Source organism: Bacillus sp. OV166 (assembly GCF_900177675.1).
GTDB lineage: Bacteria > Bacillota > Bacilli > Bacillales > Cytobacillaceae > Neobacillus.
Window position 1 is genome coordinate 417,669 of record NZ_FXWM01000002.1, and the last position, 17,535, is coordinate 435,203.

The 17,535-nt window shown below is 34.7% G+C and carries 14 protein-coding genes; 1 reads left to right on the plus strand and 13 read right to left on the minus strand.

The window, feature by feature from the left end; translation table 11 throughout:
• Positions 1 to 165: 165 nt before the first annotated feature.
• Positions 166 to 633, minus strand: coding sequence for a UPF0158 family protein (locus tag CCK98_RS33870; protein WP_088090945.1), 468 nt, complete (start codon positions 631 to 633; stop codon positions 166 to 168).
• 700 nt (positions 634 to 1,333) lie between these two features.
• On the opposite strand from CCK98_RS33870, the gene CCK98_RS33875 reads away from it, so the two are divergent.
• Positions 1,334 to 2,449: a tyrosine-type recombinase/integrase gene (locus tag CCK98_RS33875; RefSeq protein ID WP_088090946.1), complete on the plus strand. Its 1,116-nt coding sequence runs from the start codon at positions 1,334 to 1,336 to the stop codon at positions 2,447 to 2,449.
• 1,333 nt (positions 2,450 to 3,782) lie between these two features.
• On the opposite strand, the gene CCK98_RS33880 is transcribed toward CCK98_RS33875, so the two are convergent.
• The 12 genes from CCK98_RS33880 to CCK98_RS33935 form a co-directional block, all read right to left on the minus strand.
• A complete protein-coding gene (locus CCK98_RS33880; RefSeq protein ID WP_088090947.1) occupies positions 3,783 to 4,316 on the minus strand; it encodes a hypothetical protein in 534 nt (177 codons plus the stop codon).
• 249 nt (positions 4,317 to 4,565) lie between these two features.
• A complete protein-coding gene (locus tag CCK98_RS33885) occupies positions 4,566 to 5,363 on the minus strand; it encodes a hypothetical protein (protein WP_088090948.1) in 798 nt (265 codons plus the stop codon).
• A gap of 983 nt (positions 5,364 to 6,346) precedes the next feature.
• Complete coding sequence (locus tag CCK98_RS33890) at positions 6,347 to 7,525, minus strand: MFS transporter (protein ID WP_088090949.1); 1,179 nt, start codon at positions 7,523 to 7,525, stop codon at positions 6,347 to 6,349.
• A 55-nt stretch (positions 7,526 to 7,580) separates the two neighbouring features.
• A complete protein-coding gene (locus CCK98_RS33895) occupies positions 7,581 to 8,327 on the minus strand; it encodes an ABC transporter ATP-binding protein (protein WP_088090950.1) in 747 nt (248 codons plus the stop codon).
• Entirely contained in the window at positions 8,314 to 9,138 is an 825-nt protein-coding gene (locus tag CCK98_RS33900) for an ABC transporter ATP-binding protein (protein WP_088090951.1), read from the minus strand. The genes CCK98_RS33895 and CCK98_RS33900 overlap by 14 nt, the downstream gene beginning before the upstream one ends.
• A 3-nt stretch (positions 9,139 to 9,141) precedes the next feature.
• Positions 9,142 to 10,038: a nickel/cobalt ABC transporter permease gene (gene opp1C, locus CCK98_RS33905; protein ID WP_088090952.1), complete on the minus strand. Its 897-nt coding sequence runs from the start codon at positions 10,036 to 10,038 to the stop codon at positions 9,142 to 9,144.
• Positions 10,039 to 10,971, minus strand: coding sequence for a nickel/cobalt ABC transporter permease (opp1B, locus tag CCK98_RS33910; protein ID WP_088090953.1), 933 nt, complete (start codon positions 10,969 to 10,971; stop codon positions 10,039 to 10,041).
• 95 nt (positions 10,972 to 11,066) lie between these two features.
• A complete protein-coding gene (gene nikA / locus CCK98_RS33915; protein ID WP_088091090.1) occupies positions 11,067 to 12,650 on the minus strand; it encodes a nickel ABC transporter substrate-binding protein in 1,584 nt (527 codons plus the stop codon).
• 448 nt (positions 12,651 to 13,098) lie between these two features.
• A complete protein-coding gene (gene rpmG, locus CCK98_RS33920; protein ID WP_088090954.1) occupies positions 13,099 to 13,248 on the minus strand; it encodes a 50S ribosomal protein L33 in 150 nt (49 codons plus the stop codon).
• Positions 13,249 to 13,274: 26 nt separating this feature from the next.
• Positions 13,275 to 14,459 (minus strand): GTP-binding protein, encoded by a 1,185-nt coding sequence (locus CCK98_RS33925; RefSeq protein WP_088090955.1) that lies wholly within the window; start codon positions 14,457 to 14,459, stop codon positions 13,275 to 13,277.
• 147 nt (positions 14,460 to 14,606) lie between these two features.
• Positions 14,607 to 15,611: a GTP-binding protein gene (locus CCK98_RS33930; protein WP_088090956.1), complete on the minus strand. Its 1,005-nt coding sequence runs from the start codon at positions 15,609 to 15,611 to the stop codon at positions 14,607 to 14,609.
• 193 nt (positions 15,612 to 15,804) lie between these two features.
• A complete protein-coding gene (locus CCK98_RS33935; protein WP_088090957.1) occupies positions 15,805 to 16,980 on the minus strand; it encodes an FAD/NAD(P)-binding protein in 1,176 nt (391 codons plus the stop codon).
• Between the last annotated feature and the right edge of the window lie 555 nt (positions 16,981 to 17,535).

The following is a 17,535-nucleotide window of genomic DNA, read 5'->3' on the forward strand; positions in this document are numbered from 1 at the left end:
AGTTACCTTTACCCCTCCAAGACTCGCTACGAGCGAATGGCTAGTTCTTACTCGACGGGAATCCCACCCGCTATATGATACGACCTAGGCTCGGCCGCACACCTGCCCTTTAGTTTAATAAGAAAAGGTGATTACCCTTTGGTTCAGTAATCACCCCTGTCATTTCTATTTAATAAAGTTTATTTTATTTTCCTGACACCATTCAATCGCAATTTGTTTAAAACACTCGTCACGGTATGAATACCATTGTTCTTCCATTTCAAAATCTATTATTTTGTCCTTAAACCTTCTAAAGGCACCCTTTTCCTTAATTGCCCTTAATAAGGATTCCTGTTTACTTTGATCACTTACTGTTAAGCAAAATTTTTCCATTATTTCATATTCATTCACTTCATATTTAGTAGGTAGTTCTTTGTAATTCTCAAAGTTTTCAACTACATCAATAGCAACTTTTCTATCTTCTTGTTCCCATTCAGGTAAATGATCGAACGGTTCTTCCTCTTCAGCAGCTCTTAAATTTTCCGAAGTTACTGAAATAATTTCACCCGCTTTAATACTTAGAAATGTACGAGATTCTTCAAACTGCATTTCCAATTCTTCAACAATAGATTGGAGCTTTACTGGATTATTCAATTATTGATCACCCTTTGTTTTTTTAATAATGCACCCGTTAATTCATAAAGGGGTGCAATCTTCTTTTTTTTAGTTTCCACGAACTGTTCAAACATTTTTTCGCTGTTTCCATTTCACATAATAATAGGCAGCCAATATTATTATGAAGGTGGATGCAAAATTCAAAAGCAAAAGACCGAATTTTATCCATAAACTAAGTAACAACTTCTTTACTCCTTATTGAGCAGTTTGTGCTTATAAGTCATTAAATCCAGTTTTTTCAATTTCTTATTAAACTAAACTGCGATGAGAAGCCAAATAAAGAATATTCCTTTGAACTTCTTATTCCATATCCATGATCAACTAAACTGCTTACCTACTCAAGGGATCAGATATGGTCTTTATATTGTTTTAAAAAAAACTCACCAAGTATTATAATATTGTTTTTAAATAAATTTTGTCTGTTGTTTTGAGAAGCTCTGTAATGAAATGAATGGGCAATTGTATTAAAAAAGAAAATTAATTTCGTCTGAGAGCGAATCTCAGACAGGTCCCACACTTTAATTCTATAAAATGTTTTTGTATTTTTTAATCAAAGAACTTGGAGGAAGAACATAGATAGAACAAGCATTCTGTGATAAAATGTAAGTAAAGATAATTAGGTATTATCTTTACTATACATAATATGATTATTTATAACTAATCCTTAGGAGGTCAAAAAATGAATTACTTGACTCTTCTTCAAAATATGAATGGTGAACAGTACTTAACCCATTTACAGGAGAATCTAAGATCTCGTCATCTACTTGATGAGAATCGGAACCTCACTCTCGAAAATAGTACCGAACAGGATTTTCTTGAAATGTTTTTTTTAGAGAAATTGTTCCCGCAAGATAAAAAGCTTTCTTCCCACACGATTAAAGCTTACCGCTCGGATGCGAAAACGCTGCTTACTTTTCTGACTGAACATTCTCTTTCCTTTCGGGATATCGGATTTCCAGAAATAAAAGCGTATAACCAATTTATCAAAGAAAAGTACGCAGCCAAATCTGCCATACGAAAATTGGAGTTTTTCAGAAGGTTATTGGACTTTGGTTATGAGACGCAATTTTATAAAGCCCACCTATCTACTTGGATCTCCAAGCCGGTGTCTAAAAAAGGTCACTATATAATAGAAGAAACTCGTCACGCAGAAGGACAAACCCGATTGCAAGTCAGGGAATTGAATCAGAGGGATGCTGAATTTCTTATTTCTTTCTTTCCTAAAATTGTAAAGGCAACAAGAAATCGAGAACAATTGGAGAAAAGGAATTTGCTGATTGGTTACTTACTCTATACGACAGGACTTCGTGCAAGTGAGCTTTTAAGCTTAAATTGGGGAAGTTTTCGATACAATCGAAAAGGGTATCTATTTGCAGATGTCATTGGAAAAGGGAATAAGCCTCGATCGATTCCTGTAAGAGAAGAAACAAAAGAAATTCTATTTAACTATCGAAAATGTTTGGACGAATCCGTTGAAATCAACATGCAAGATACAAGTCCGCTTTTTTTCGCTTTATATAATAAAATTGAACCACTTGTAAATAAAAAACGATTAACATACCCTGCCCTGTATAAAATCGTGAAAGAAGCGGTTCACCTTGCTGGGAAAAATTTAAGCGTAACGCCTCACTGGTTCCGTCATACATTTGTTACTCTTCTGCTAGAGAACGACGTTCCACTTGCGGTAGTTAAGGATTGGGCTGGCCATTCGGATATTTCTACAACAAATATATACTTAGAACGCATCAACCAAGACAACTCATATCTTCATTTAAATAAAGTTAACTTGTTTTAAAGACCTTCTTTTTATTTATTTAAATAATACAAAAGTTTTTTGGTAACTTTTGATTAGAAAGAGTTTTCTTGACACTTGTTTTGTGGGAAATCTAAGAAAAGGAAAAAAGTTATTGGCATTTTTACTTTCTTTATTGTGGAATAGAGGAAATTTCAGCTTCTAATTATTTACAATATATTTTTCAAGGAAATATAACCCCAAAATCTTAAATCGTATTTATTGGTTCAAAGAATTAATTATGATTAGAACTATTTTTAATTTTTAAGGCTTAATGTACTTTAATCCTTGTTTCCTTAATTTAGGGTGTTGGAGATTTCCATTGTGCTGTAATTATCTTTTCTTTTATGTATAACTACTCATCTAATTTTGTTGTATGAAAAATGTTTGAAATTTCAATTAATTAAGTGTATATCAATATTTATATAATTATTTAAAACGGTCAAATACCTGAAATAAATGTTATTTCTTTACTTTTTTATCTGCACTGGTCCAACTGCAATAAAAAACAGATGTATATAACAATTATGAGATTGTTAACATTTTTAGAAATAACATATATTATAATAAATACATATTATATATGTTAACATATATGTTTATATATAATTTATTGTTATTTTTGGATTATAATTTTAATAGTAAAAATCCAAACCCTAGACTGTATTCATTTTGATTAAAACTAGTAATCAAAAGGAATTCTAACATAAAAACAAAAAGTCTCGAAAAAATTTTTTTCGAGACTTTCAATTACTGTAAATCACTATAAAAGGTTTTGATCTTTTACTTTAAATCAATAGGTTCTAGCCCTTAACCTATTTAAGTAATAAAAATAAAATTTACTAATACACACAAATTAAACAGGTCTCAAGCAGTTTTGAAGACTGACGCAATATAATCCTCTCAATCATTCCGATCAATCAGCGTCAACATCAACGTTTAATCAACGACTTACACAGTTTATGCTCAATCACCGAAACAGTTTTCGTTCGTCCTTTACGGTTTTATAATAGTCGAATGTTATCGTATGTGTCAATATTCGAAAATCAAAACTCCGTCCCATCCGCAATCTACAAGGGAACGACATCACCTTCCTCAGTTTTTAATCGAACTTCCTTATGTATCGGTTCTAGAAATTTCATCTTTATTGACCTGTATCATGTAATTATAAATATAGAAATATAACGAAAACTGGTGTCCTTAGACTACCTTCCTACGTTTCATTACAGCATAAATAGCCCTTCCAAAATGAAGGGTTACCAATGCCTCCTTGTTCAACAAAAGCACCCGTTAGCTTAAGAACAATCCTTCACAATCTTTTCATTAAAGGTGATGATTATGCATCCTTATTGTGTAAATCAGGTCCCCAATATTCAATTGTTACATCTGAATATTCATCTTCACTCAAAACAAAACCATAATTAAAGTTCCCCGAAACAATAACCAAGTCATCGTGCATTTCTAGCATCAGTTTTTGAACAAATCTTTTGCATTCTTTTAAAGGTAACGTTATTGCCTGAGGATAATTAAGATAAAGTTGATTACTACTTCTAAAATAAAATCCAAAAGTTGATGGATAAAAGAGGATATTCTCATTTTCGTAAATCTTATAATAATCAAATAAAAAATCAATCTTTAACTTTAGTGTTTCTTCGTCATATGGGAATTTAAAAACATCAATTTTATCTGTCTTAATTTGTTTATATACTTTTTTATGAACATCCTCAGAAACTTCAAAGTCTACAAACACTTTATCAGATATATCAATGGCGTGGTATTTCAGTAAGTCATCTACCAGTTGTTTCTTCGCTTGTTTTATTTTATTTTGTTTCAGTAACTTCTCTAACCTACTTTTTCTTGAATCAGACATAATTTTCTCACCTGCAAAATTCTTGATAACCTGAGCTTAACATATTGCTTCACTCTATCACCTTTCTTTTTTATAATAGAGGGTTTTTGCTGATTCACCTTCTTGTGCTAACCTGCTTCGTTAGTCCAATAAGAAAAAGAGATCGCCGTAGCCCTCCCGTTATTGAACATAAGCACCCGTTTGTTTAATAAGAAAATCTTATAAAAACCAAATTAATCTCCTTTTGTGTATTGAGCTACCCCTACGCCGTTATCTTTTTAGTGTAGCCGATTTTTTGGGCGGTTTAACATTATATATAAACTGCTCTACTTTACCATCCACAATTTCATCGCTGATTAACCTAATAATATTGCCATCTTCATCGTGTTCTACACTTAATCTTTGCTCTTCATACAGTTCTAATTGCGGCGAAATACTAAAAAAGAAATCCACTTCCGAAAGCCTATTCTTGTCGTATGTGTATTCCTCATAATGAAGATCAGCAAATTTCTCCATTCCACACACGCTTCTTTCATACTTCATTAATTTTCCGTTATCGTAAATGCACTTGGACACCACTCCCAATTCGCCTAAGTTATCAAATTCCAAACCATAAACCACATCTCCGATATATATCAAATACTCTTCGTTAAAACGACTGTTTGGAGTTGTAAACTCATTTACACCCTTTACTCGTAGCAGTCTACCGCCCATATCAAAGCCATATTCGTAAGAGTAATTCCCAAATTCAGGTTTCTTCTTTTTGAATAGCCTGCCCCTTTTCATCCCACCAATGATTAAATCTAAAACTGGACTTGGACAGTAGTATCCACGATGAATCGTTTCTCCGCCTTTAGAATACTCTAACCTTACAATTTTCTCTTCCGCAGCAGTGCGTAATTCTGACAGTTTGTCCGCATACTTTTGTTTGATGCTGACCAACTCGGCGATAATCTTTACAAAAGCATCTAACTTCGATGGATCGAATTGAACCGAAGCCTTTCTTTTCTTTTTTGCATCCTCTAACCAATCATTAAATTCCGCCATCATATTTTCAAACTCATCCACATTAACACCTTCCTGCCCTATAAATGGATCTAAATGCCCAACTTCATTGCATTCTTATTCTACCTGAACTAATTTTTTACATTCGAATTATAAATTTCAGGTGCTTTTTCCATCTTACTAACAAACATTCTTGTTCCACTAAACTGCCCGTTAGTTTAAGTGAAAACTTTCACAATAATCCGTTTATTATAATAATCTTTTAATGCTTTAAAATAAAAATATCCCTAAAGCGAACCCTATATAGGACATAAGAACAAAAATTAGAACGAAGATAGCCCTTAAAAAAACTTCGTCCGGAAATTTTTTCTAGGGCTGCAAGAAATAAATGTTTCAAGGGGGGCTTTTAAAAAATCTTGCACTTTCTTATTCGTATATTTACTCTTTAAACTTAAAATATTCATACTTTTTACCCTCCTCATTATACATTTTCCAAAATGAATGAGCTTGGATAGTTCAAAAAACACCAAAGAAAAAATGACGGCCATTAAAACTTATATTCCTTCTTCAACTGGTGTCCATTACTTCAATAAGAAAAAAAGCATCCCCTGCACCTGTTAGTTGAAGAATAGGAAGGATAAAGGTTAGATAAAGCTTGGAATATATTATGAGAAGATGATTTATGTAAACGTACAATACTATAACCTATATATTTATATGATTTTTAACAAGGTTATAAGAACATTTTTGTTAATCTGCAAGGTATTAAGTATTTTGTGTCACTCGTAATAAACCTACATTCGTGAAGAGTGACACAAAAGTTTAAACTACTCTTTAGATAAATAGTATGATGATTTAGCTGAAAACAAGAAGAACTCGTTTTGATTAAAGGTTTAATCAAAATGAACCCTAAATTAACGGTGAGTTATTTTTTATAAAAAAAAGTATGAGATTCTCCTCTATAAAAGTAAAATATTAAAAATTCAACCACAATAAAGAATCCTGTCAAAAGCCATATATGAAACTCTTGTAAGACTCGTTTATTATTACCCAACAAATATTTTTCGTCGATCATAGGCAAAAATAATCATCGTCACTCCTAAGATAGCACAAATCATATACATAAAAGAATATGAGGAAAAATCAGCTACTGGCCCCATAATGACACCACCTAGTGAAACACCTAAATCAGCCATACCAATAAATAAACTAAGCAACACATTGCGATTCATCTGTGGCAGGACAAAGGTCAAATACGTTGTTAACATTGGATAGAGAAGTGCCTGAGCTGTTCCCATTAAAATTGCACCAACATAGAAAAAGATAGCTCCACCGGTTATAGAAAAGCTGACACACTGCGCTGCAACTGCTAAAATAAACATATTCCCCATGATAAAAGATGAATACCATTTGCCGTCTGAAGGAATCTTTTTTCTTAAAACAAAACGAGCAAAGACAACGGTACCCGCCTGAAGCATAAGATAAATTCCAGCATTACCGCTTTTTAATTGTGGAGTGTACAGTGGTATAAAGGTTGTGATTGCTCCAAATACAATGGATGCAACTAACATCAATACACTGCATTTAAATAAAAACGGATTTTTTACTAATTGACTAAATGATTTAAACATGCTTACTCTCTGCTCAGCATTATTTGTCACAGGCTGAACCACTGCTTTGTCCATCTTGGCACCAAAGCCAACCACCCCTGTAAAGACGGCAATTGTGATCATCACCTCGGTAAAATAATCCATACCCCCTTGCCAAATGCCTAAAGCCAGTATTGGACCAATAATACCTGGAATATATGAGAATAACGAATAAAGTGAAATGCCTTGAGAGCGATCTTTCTCTGGTAATGCATCAATAATGCCTATTTGTAATGCCATTGAAAAAAAAGCTGTCGACACCCCTTGTAACATACGGGCAACTAGATAGCCCCCTAATTCAGTAAACGTATATAGTATTAAAGCAAATCCATTGATAATAAGAATAATCCGTAATACTTTTATCGGCCCAAGCTTTTGAATAATATGACCAGCCGATGGTCGAAAGAACATGGTGGTAAATAGATACGCCCCCATTATCAAGCCAATCGTTGTATTGCTGGTTCCTAATGTTTCCCTTTGTAAAGGGATAATAACATTTAGGATAGCATTGGCACTAAAATAAAGAAGAACCAACAGATACAAACGCAGAAAAGGCCAAGACGTTGCTCCACTCAAAATGTTTTCACCTCCTAAATATGTCGTAAATTCTGTGAACTCAAGTATTTCAATATTAAAAAGTAATTAGCAATTGCAATAACTTCTTTGCATACTCTGACTGAACGTCCTTTAATTGCTCAATTTTAACCGTTTCTTCGATTTGACCATCTTTAAAAATGATTACTCTGTCACAAATATAGGCAGCAGCCTGAATATCATGAGTAATAAAGACATAACTCATACTGTAAATCTTCTTTAATTCCTTTAATAATTCAAGTACTTGTATTTGAACAGATACATCTAAAGAACTGATGGCTTCATCTAATAAAATACATTTTGGTTCTGTTGAAATGGCTCTTGCAATGCATACCCTCTGAACCTCTCCTCCTGATAACTCATGAGGATATTTCTTTCTAAAAGACGGATTTAATCCAACTTGATTTAGTAGATTATCAATCTTGCTTTGATAATTTTTTTGAACCTTTTTTGTTATTTTTAAGGGCTCCATAACGGCTTCTTCAACAGTAAAAAATGGATTAATGGAAGATTTATAGTCTTGAAATACAGCGCTTATGTTACCTAATCTCACCCTTCTATCTTCTACATTCTGTCCCTCGAATAAAATGGTTCCACGATCAGGCTTTTCAATGCCTAGTATCAAACGCCCTAATGTCGATTTTCCACTTCCACTTTCTCCAATAATACCAAGACATTCCCCATTCCTGCATTCAAAACTAACATTTCTTATAACTTGCTGTCTTTCTCCAGAAAACAATCCGCCTTTTTTATAAGATTTCTCAACAGAATCAACTTTCAGCAATGATAACTCTCTCCCCCATTATTTTCTTAAAATGATTACTCAGCGCTTGTTTAGTAGAAATCAAATATTTAGTATATTCATGTTGCGGCTCTGAAAAAATGGTTTGAATATTCCCTCTTTCGACAATCTCCCCATCCTTCATGACCAAAACGTCATCCGCAATTTTTCTAACAACCCCTAAATCGTGAGAAACAAAAATCATCGAGCAGCCCATTCTTTCCCGTAATTTAATTAATTGTTCAACGACCTCGTATTGTGAGATTGTATCCAGCGATGTTGTCGGTTCATCAGCGATAATAATATCTGGCACTAATACTAATGCCAATCCGATCATAATTCGCTGCAACATTCCACCCGATAGCTGGTGTGGATACTTATTCATAATCTCTATCGGATCTTTCAGCATTACGCTTTCCATGGCATTTTTCATTTTTCCTTCTATCTCGTTATGACTCCAGCCGAAATGTTGGGCAAGTGTTTCCTTCAAGTGAACACCGATCACACAAGATGGATCAAATGCACTCATACCATTTTGTAGAATCATACAAAGGTTTCTACCCCTTTTCTTTCTCATCTCTTTTTCAGAAAGATGGTTTAGGTTTTCTCCTTTTAATAGAATGTCTCCTGATTGGCGAAGCCAAGATTTATTCAATCTCATTATGGACCTGCAAGTCACAGACTTCCCGCTTCCACTTTCTCCTACAATTGCCAGACAGCTTCTTTTCTTTAGATTGAATGAACTATTGTAGATAATTTCATTACCAGTTTTGACATCCCATATCCTCAGATTTTTAACTTCTAATATATTCATAAATTAATTCGCCACCTCTTTTTCTTGAAGGTTACTCTTAGTTATTGCTAATTTTCCATGAGGTTTACCTTTAGAGGTAAATAGTTTAGGATCTAAAGCAATCTGGAGTGCATCAGATAGAAAGTTAAATGCCGATACGACAATAATGATAGCTAGGCCAGGTGCTAACATTAACTCTGGTCTAGAGAACATAACTTCCCTTGCTTCATTTAGCATCATTCCCCATTCAGCATTCGGGGCTTGAATTCCTAAACCCAAGAATGAAAAACCTGATATTTGCAAAATCATCGAGCCAATAGAGCTACTTGAAATAACCGCGATATCAGAAAATGTAACAGGAACAAGGTGCTTATATATTATTTTTAAATCACTAATTCCAGCTGCTTTGGAAAATTTCACGTATTCTAATTCAGAATACTGCATAACAGACGTTCTGATTACTCGAGCAAACCATGCCCATTTCACCAAAATAAACGCAATTAAAATATTCTTAAGGCCCACGCCCCAAATACCAACAATCGCCAATATCATAACGTATCCTGGGAAAGAAAGCATAATGTCACAGATTCTCATAATTAAAGCATCTGCTTTTCCTCTAAAATATCCAGCTAGAAATCCTAAAACAGCCCCAAACAAAACAGAAATGAACAATGCAACTAAAACTAATAAAACGCTGGGACGAATTCCATATATTATTCTAGACAAAATACATCTCCCTAGGTGATCATTACCTAATAGGTGTTCCCAGGATGAGGATGCATAACGAAGGCTCATATTTACTTCATTTGGGTCATGTGGAGCAAATAATGGGGCAAATAAACCAACAATAATTATTACAACAATGACGAATAAAGATTTAATAGCTAACTTATCTTTACCTAAATTTTTCATTATTCTCATTTAGAGATCATTCCTTAATTTGGGATTCATCGCAGCATTTATAATATCAGAAATCGTATTAAACAGTACAAAGGCCACTGCTATTAAAAGAACATACGATTGGATAATGGGGAAATCTCTGCTTAGAATGGATTTAACACTTAAACTTCCTAACCCTGGCCAAGCAAAAACATTTTCTATCACTACTGTACTTCCCAATATAATGGGTATAGCCATACAAAATATTGAAATGGAGACTTGCAATGAATTTCTTAAAATATGTATGGTGATCTTCATCTCTTTTAAGCCACATGCCCTTCCGTACAGGACATAGTCTTCATTTAAATTGCTTAGAATTGAACTTCTAACATTTCTAAAATAAATGCCTACATAACTTATCGTGATCACAATAACCGGTAGAATGTAACTTTTATATGATTCCATCCCACTTGTTGGTAATAGATCTAATTTTACAGAGAAATACCATATCAAAAGAGACGCAAGCCAGTAGGACGGCATTGCCGTTAGGAAAAATAAAAAACTTCTTACAGTTTTGTCGATGGTTTTTCCTTCTTTCAACGCACAGATCACGCCTAATAGAATGGAAAACACAAGAATGGCAACGGATGATACTAACGTCAGCTTTAACGTATTTAGAAAAGCAGGCCCTATTATTGACCAAACTGGTTTTTCTGTCACGTATGAAACGCCAAAGTCCAATTGTAAGCAGGAAATGACCCAATGAAAGTATCGGACGATAAATGGTTTATCCAGTCCCAAATCTTCTTTCGTTTCAGCAATTAATTCATCTGTTATTTTTGGAACACCTTGTGCTTGTAGGACCAATTCGGCAGGATCTAGGGGAGAAAGATTAATTAAAACAAACGTAAAAAACGAAATAATCAAAAGTAAAGGGATGGATATGTATATCCTTTTAATAATGTAACTGCCCATAGAAAAACTCCTTTTATTATTGAAATATCAATACTTAAACGTTTGTACTTTCTCATAAAATAAAAAGGGGTAAATCCCCCTTTTTATTTTTATTTCTATTCAAAATGTATTCGCTCAAATGGCAACTCAAATTGTGTTTGCTTAAATGAGATACCTTTTAAATCTTTTGTGGCCACTACCGTGACGCTTCCATTTGAAATCGGAATAAAGACTGCTTCATCATGAACAATTGTCAAAATATCAGCATATAACGACTTTCGTGTTTCCTCATCGGTTGACACCATGACTTCTTCAATTTTCTTGTAGAGTTCATCTGCTTTCGCGATACCGCTTGTAGTATGTAAATAAGAAGCCTCAGAAGTAAAAGCAGCTATTGTACTTTGTGGATCATACGCTAGTCCCCATGTTTGATTAAATAATAAATCATAGTCACCTGTTGATCTTCTATTTGCAATTGAAGTTGATTCTTCACCGATAAGCTCTAGCTGAATACCTATCTCTTTTACTGAAGCTTGGATAAATTCAGCCTGTGTTTTTTGGGAAGAAGAATTGCTGTCATAATAGAGTCTTATTGCTAATTTCTTACTGTCTTTCGTTCTAATATCAGCACCATCCTCTAATTTCCAGCCTGCTTCTTCTAAAATCTCTTTCGCTTTTTCTAAATTAAAGCCCCGTTTCTTCAAATTGACATCTGCATAATTTACGTTAGGTGAAAAAAGTGTATTGGCTACTGTTTCCGTAGCATTTAAAATATCCTTAGTAATTGTTTCCCTATCGATAGAGTACCAAATGGCTTCACGAACAGCTGTTTCACTTACTGGATTATCAGATTTACTACCATTAGCTACGATCATTTTCGTATTCATTGCTTCACTTCTAACAAGTTGATAATCACCTGAATCAACCAATTGATTCATTGCTTCTATATCAATACTGTCTGCCCCTCGGTCATCAGTGAAAACAAAGTTCACTTCTCCTTTTTGTAAAGCTAAAAGTGTCGTTTCCCCTGCGGGAAGAACTTTAGAGGTAATCTTCTTAATTTCAGGTGAGCCACCCCAGTAGTTTTCATTTGCTTCAAAAGTGGCGTACTCATCGGTTTTATGTTCAGTGAGAATATATGGTCCTGTACCGTTAAAACCATTTACGCCATCCTTTGTTTCGCCATTAATAAAATCTTTGGGTGATATAAATACATAAGGTCTAGTCATAGATAATTCAACCAAAGTTGGATAATAGGGTTCTGATAGCACTAGTTCAACGGTATACTCATCTACTACATTACAATTTACTATTTTCGTTGAAAGTTTAATCCAAGCATGCTTTTCGGCATTATTTTGCACAGCATTAATATTTTTCTTCACTGCCTCTGCGTTAAATTGTTCTCCATCATGGAATTTCACATCTTTTCTTAAATGAAAAGTGTATACTTTTCCATCTTCTGAAATTTCCCATGATTCAGCAAGTAGAGGTTTGATCCCACTTTCTGTATTTTCAACTAATGATTCATATACCATCCCTTGAGCTGGCATTGAACCGGTATAAAAATGAGGGTTCATATCATTAATGTCTTTGGCTGATGCATAAACTATTTCTGTTTTCTTTTTGTCATTCGTTGAATCATTATCTTCCTCTTTCTCACTATCGGAGCTTGCCGAATTTGCAGAGCAGGCAACTAGCATGGATAAGACAAAAAAAACTAGAGCCACTAACTTAAACTTTTTAATTAACAATGTATTTCTCTCCCTTTAGTCTTACTTAATTTGAATGACATATTTTTACTAGCCAAAATATAATCTACTTTCAAATCACAATTATTGAAATAAATCGTAACAATTCCTATTAAAAAAAAAACAAATTACTACACTATTATTTACGATAAGTACTATTGATTGTTCAATAAATTTAATGCTAGCTAATTCATAGCTTCATTAAGTGAGAGCTCCTCTAAAATAATAAGGAGCTCTTACGTTATATTTCTGTCATATTCTTATCAATCTTCTCTGGCAACAGCTATTGTAATAACCAGGGAATACAAAGTCATATACAATACAGAACGTCATTCGTTATTTTAATTTTTATAATCAAAAGAAATAACATCTCATAATCCCTTTGACTGATCTTTAGTAATTATTTTGTTTCTCGGTGTAACGTACGTCTTTTTAAACGCGGTGAATATTTCATCAATTCAATACGGTCTGGATTATTTCGCTTATTTTTGGTGGTAATGTAATTGCGGTCTCCTGTTTCTGTACATGCTAACGTGATTTTTACTCTCATTTTTATATCCTCCTTGTGGGTATTTATTACGCGGTAACTGTAAAGGATGGAAGCGGATCATGGAATAAATTCCAGTCCATTTTCATTTCTTCATCGGTCAATAAACATCGATCTAAAGAAGCCTCGATTTCATCGCGGTTCATATCAACCCCAATTAGAACAAGTTCTGTCAACCGATCACCAAATTCTTCATCCCAATTCTCCAATAGCTCTGGTTCTTCCATAAGGATTTGCTTTCTTTCGTGTTCAGGGTATGACGCAAGCCATTCGCCAGCTCCCTGAAGCATAATCGAGGGTCCTGCTTGTGATAACAGACCTGTCATATCATTTCGGGTAGGCAGCCAAAAGAATCCCTTTGCTCGAACGACTTCCACTGGCCAATCCTCTAACCATTGCATCCATCTTTCAGGATGAAATGGTCTCCTTCTGCGATAGACGAAGGATGAAATGCCATATTCCTCTGTTTCTGGAGTATGCTCTTCCGTTAATTCCTTGATCCAGCCTGCCCCTTGACTTGCCTCTTCAAAATCAAATAATTTTGTATCCAATATTTCATTTAAGTCTACTTGTGAGTGAGCACTTTCAATTATTATTGCATCTGGATTCAGCTTTTGCAGGACTGCTTTTAGCTCAAGTACACTCTTTTTACCCACTAAATCGATTTTATTTAAGACCAGCACATTCGCAAATTCAATTTGGTCGATTAATAAGTCGACCACTTCACGCGTATCCGACTCATCTGTCCCCTGTTTCCGATCTAGCAGGCTTTCCCCGGAAGCAAAATCATGCCAGAAACGATTCGCATCGACAACAGTCACCATGGCATCGAGCCTGCAAAACGCCGATAAATCAATTCCTAAATTTTCATCAACGTAGGTAAACGTTTGGGCTACGGGTATCGGCTCACTAATGCCGGTTGATTCAATGACAATGTAATCAATATCCCCTATAACAGCAAGCTTCTCCACTTCTTTTATTAAATCTTCCCTCAGCGTGCAGCAAATGCAACCATTCTGCATTTCCACCAGTTTTTCTTCTGTACGTGAAAATCCTCCTTGTTTTACTAAAGACGCATCAATATTAATTTCACTCATATCATTAACAATCACAGCAACCTTTTTATCTTCCCGGTTTGCTAAAATGTGATTTAATAATGTTGTTTTTCCTGCCCCTAAATACCCACTTAATACGGCTACCGGTATTTTCTTCACTTTTACTTCTCCTTTATTAATCTGAATGATTACGATTTAGGTGATAAACCTGTACATCTGATTTTAATAGCATCCCTACCCCCGCTTACTTTGCAGGACAAGCTGTTAACAAAGAGTCGGTCTTTATTTTACTTAGTCCACACATAGTTAGGATAAGGTAAATTGGGTAGTGTAAGAGTTTTGAATAGTCGTAATATCTATATCTTTCCCAATTAAGACAATACAAGGATCTGCTCCAAGTTTTTGCGGAAAATCACCTATATGCACTTGATTAGAACTATACTGAAATGGATACAAACCCGGTTTATCTTTCAAGAATATGTATCCTTTTCCACGCATAACCCCTTCTGGTAATGATTTCAGCCATTTTTTTAGTTGTCTTCTAGTTACAGAAGGAACATCTTGAATCGTTATGGTTTTAATGCTCGCATGCTGTACATGATCATGCTGGTGTGCATGTTCATGATTACAAGTAGAATGACGAGGATCATCACAACTACCTGTTTGGTGTTTATGTGAAACGACGGTTGTGTCTGACCGTTTTTGTAGTAATTCGCCTATATCAACGTTTCCATAGGAAGTCTTCATTACTTGTGTATTGTTATCTAGCAACTTAATGAGTTTAGCATCTATTTTTTGTAATTGTTTTTCATTCACCAGATCCACTTTATTTAGAACGACAGTTGTAGCTCCCTTAATTTGATTTTTAAGCAAGTCACGAACTGTTTTCGAAGTAAAAATATCTTGATTTTCTAAGTATGAACTTGCATCAATCATACTAATGACGGATTGAATATCAAAAGAGTGCACAAAAGGAGGACTAGCCATTACTTCTACGATTTCCAACGGATTCGCAACACCTGTCCCTTCAACGAATAATGCATCTATAGGTTTTTCAGTGTGTGTTTCTAAAAGTGATGTTAATGTTGCTTTTAAATCATCTTGAATTGAACAACAGATACATCCATCTAATAACTCAAATACATTCTCGTCTTCAAACAAGTAACTTTCTACATTCACACTGCCTAGCTCATTTAATAGAATGGCAGCTTTTTTTTGTTGAGATTTGCAATACTTTAATAAATGTAGCAGCAATGTTGTTTTTCCGCTTCCCAAAAATCCTGAAATAATATAAGTGGGTATTTTTTTCATCGTAATCCTCCTCGTCTACATATACTTTCAGTAAAATGTAAAGATTTTATCTTATATAACAACAGATATGCACCGCTCTCCATATAATGCATAATGACGGCATTTATAAAAATTATGTTTAAAAAGGCAATAAATCCAAAATTTCTAAAACAATTTGTTCCTGGAAAACTCCACTTTTTTTGTAATCCGTCACTTATAAACTACTCACAATCCGTGCTGCTGCCTGGCGTGCCCCAGAGATATTGCGAGCAATGGGTCCAATTTCAAGTTCTGCCAAAGCGCCAGCCACAAAAAGATTGGGTCCCCACCTTAATGAATTCGAAACGATTGGATATCCGCATTCAGCACATGGTAACTTGTATTTCTGAATCATGGGTGCTAACCACTCTTTACCTGGCAATCCGGGCTGAAAACCTGTAGCTAATAATATCGTGCCTGCCTTGTGAATAAAATGGTTTCCTTGGCCATATAACGAAACCAGACCGTTGCTGACTGTAGCGAGGTCCACTTCCCCATCCACGATATGTAATTTACCTTGTCTTATGCGATATAATAGTTTTACATGTAAGTCACGTGGAATAGAGCCTTTATGGCGCGCATCCCTTATTTTGTCACGCCTCTTTTTATAACTTATCTCCTTACGAAATGACACCTGGTTTTTGGGTCCTAGCCATGCAGGATTACTATCAAAATCATGTATACGAAACGGATGCCGCTTTAGTATCGTTACATCGTTTGGAAATAAAGCACTTAACTTTAAAGCCAAGTGAGCAGCCGTAATTCCGCCCCCAATAATGGTTATCGGAGGATTAAAGTGATCGAAGCTTGGAAGGTTAGGATCAAAAACATGATAGACATAAGACGCTTTTTTCATGTTCAAATCTTCAGTCCACTCAGGCCAAATCGGTTGTTCACTAATGCCTATAGCCAGTAATAAGTTTTGGCCCATCACTTTTCGCCCATCTTGTAATTGAACACTCCATCCATCAGGAGTTTGGTCAGCAAGTTCCACCCTTCCTTGAATCCATGCATTTTTGATTAGCAAATCATCCATAAGATGATCACAATGCTCATTAAATGCTTGGAGAGAAGGACGTTTAAACCGCCCGTAAAAGGCTGTGTTCCATTCATACATATTTGTTTTGACAAATGCCTGTAGACTAAACGGGTCGATGTCCAAGTGATGAACAAAAGGGGAACGCAGATACGGCATGGAAATAATATTTGTACAATGCTTCCACCTGGATAGTGGCTCCTCATATGGATCAATAATCGCAAGCTGATTAATGGTTGCTTTATGTCGTTTAAGCAAAAATGTAGCCATCGTCATACCTTGTATGCCGCCACCTACAATGATCCATTTATACATACACCTCACCTCTTTAAAATCGTAATCATTACGATTTGAACTTGAATAATTGATAATGTACCACTTTTTTATTTAATGAGCAAGTTCATTTCGTTAAAAATATTAAAAATATTTGTTCCTTGTACTGTATACAGATAGCATTTCAGTATTTTGTTTCTGTGCAGCATGCACTACATATGTTGTTTTCAGGGTGAGGACCGTCAATGGAAAGAGAATGAAACAAGATTAAGTGAACTTGTTTTTATTGGAATAAACAAGAATTAGAACAGCAATTTATTCATGTATGGCGCAAATTAACAGAACTCTTCATCATGACATGACAAATCAGCTATTTCTTATTTAAATGACTTAATGCCTTTGAGATGTGGCCTTAGGGTTTAGAAACCACAAAAAAGTTTTATCACAATGCTGAAGATGCATCACCGGTATTATTTGTTTGTCATTAACCATTTCCGGGATTAGGACAATATAAAAAGAAAACTCAGTTTAGAAATGAATGCCCATCTCTAATTATGAACAAAAAAGCTAATTCCTTGGTAGACTAACCTAATAAAA

Excerpts from the sequence above, each read along its gene's own strand:
- CCK98_RS33935 (WP_088090957.1), bottom strand. The coding sequence starts at position 16,980 with ATGTATAAATGGATCATTGTAGGTGGCGGCATACAAGGTATGACGATG.
- opp1B (WP_088090953.1), bottom strand. The coding sequence starts at position 10,971 with ATGGGCAGTTACATTATTAAAAGGATATACATATCCATCCCTTTACTT.
- nikA (WP_088091090.1), bottom strand. The coding sequence starts at position 12,650 with ATGCTAGTTGCCTGCTCTGCAAATTCGGCAAGCTCCGATAGTGAGAAA.
- rpmG (WP_088090954.1), bottom strand. The coding sequence starts at position 13,248 with ATGAGAGTAAAAATCACGTTAGCATGTACAGAAACAGGAGACCGCAAT.
- CCK98_RS33880 (WP_088090947.1), bottom strand. The coding sequence starts at position 4,316 with ATGTCTGATTCAAGAAAAAGTAGGTTAGAGAAGTTACTGAAACAAAAT.
- CCK98_RS33875 (WP_088090946.1), top strand. The coding sequence starts at position 1,334 with ATGAATTACTTGACTCTTCTTCAAAATATGAATGGTGAACAGTACTTA.
- CCK98_RS33930 (WP_088090956.1), bottom strand. The coding sequence starts at position 15,611 with ATGAAAAAAATACCCACTTATATTATTTCAGGATTTTTGGGAAGCGGA.
- CCK98_RS33900 (WP_088090951.1), bottom strand. The coding sequence starts at position 9,138 with ATGAATATATTAGAAGTTAAAAATCTGAGGATATGGGATGTCAAAACT.
- opp1C (WP_088090952.1), bottom strand. The coding sequence starts at position 10,038 with ATGAGAATAATGAAAAATTTAGGTAAAGATAAGTTAGCTATTAAATCT.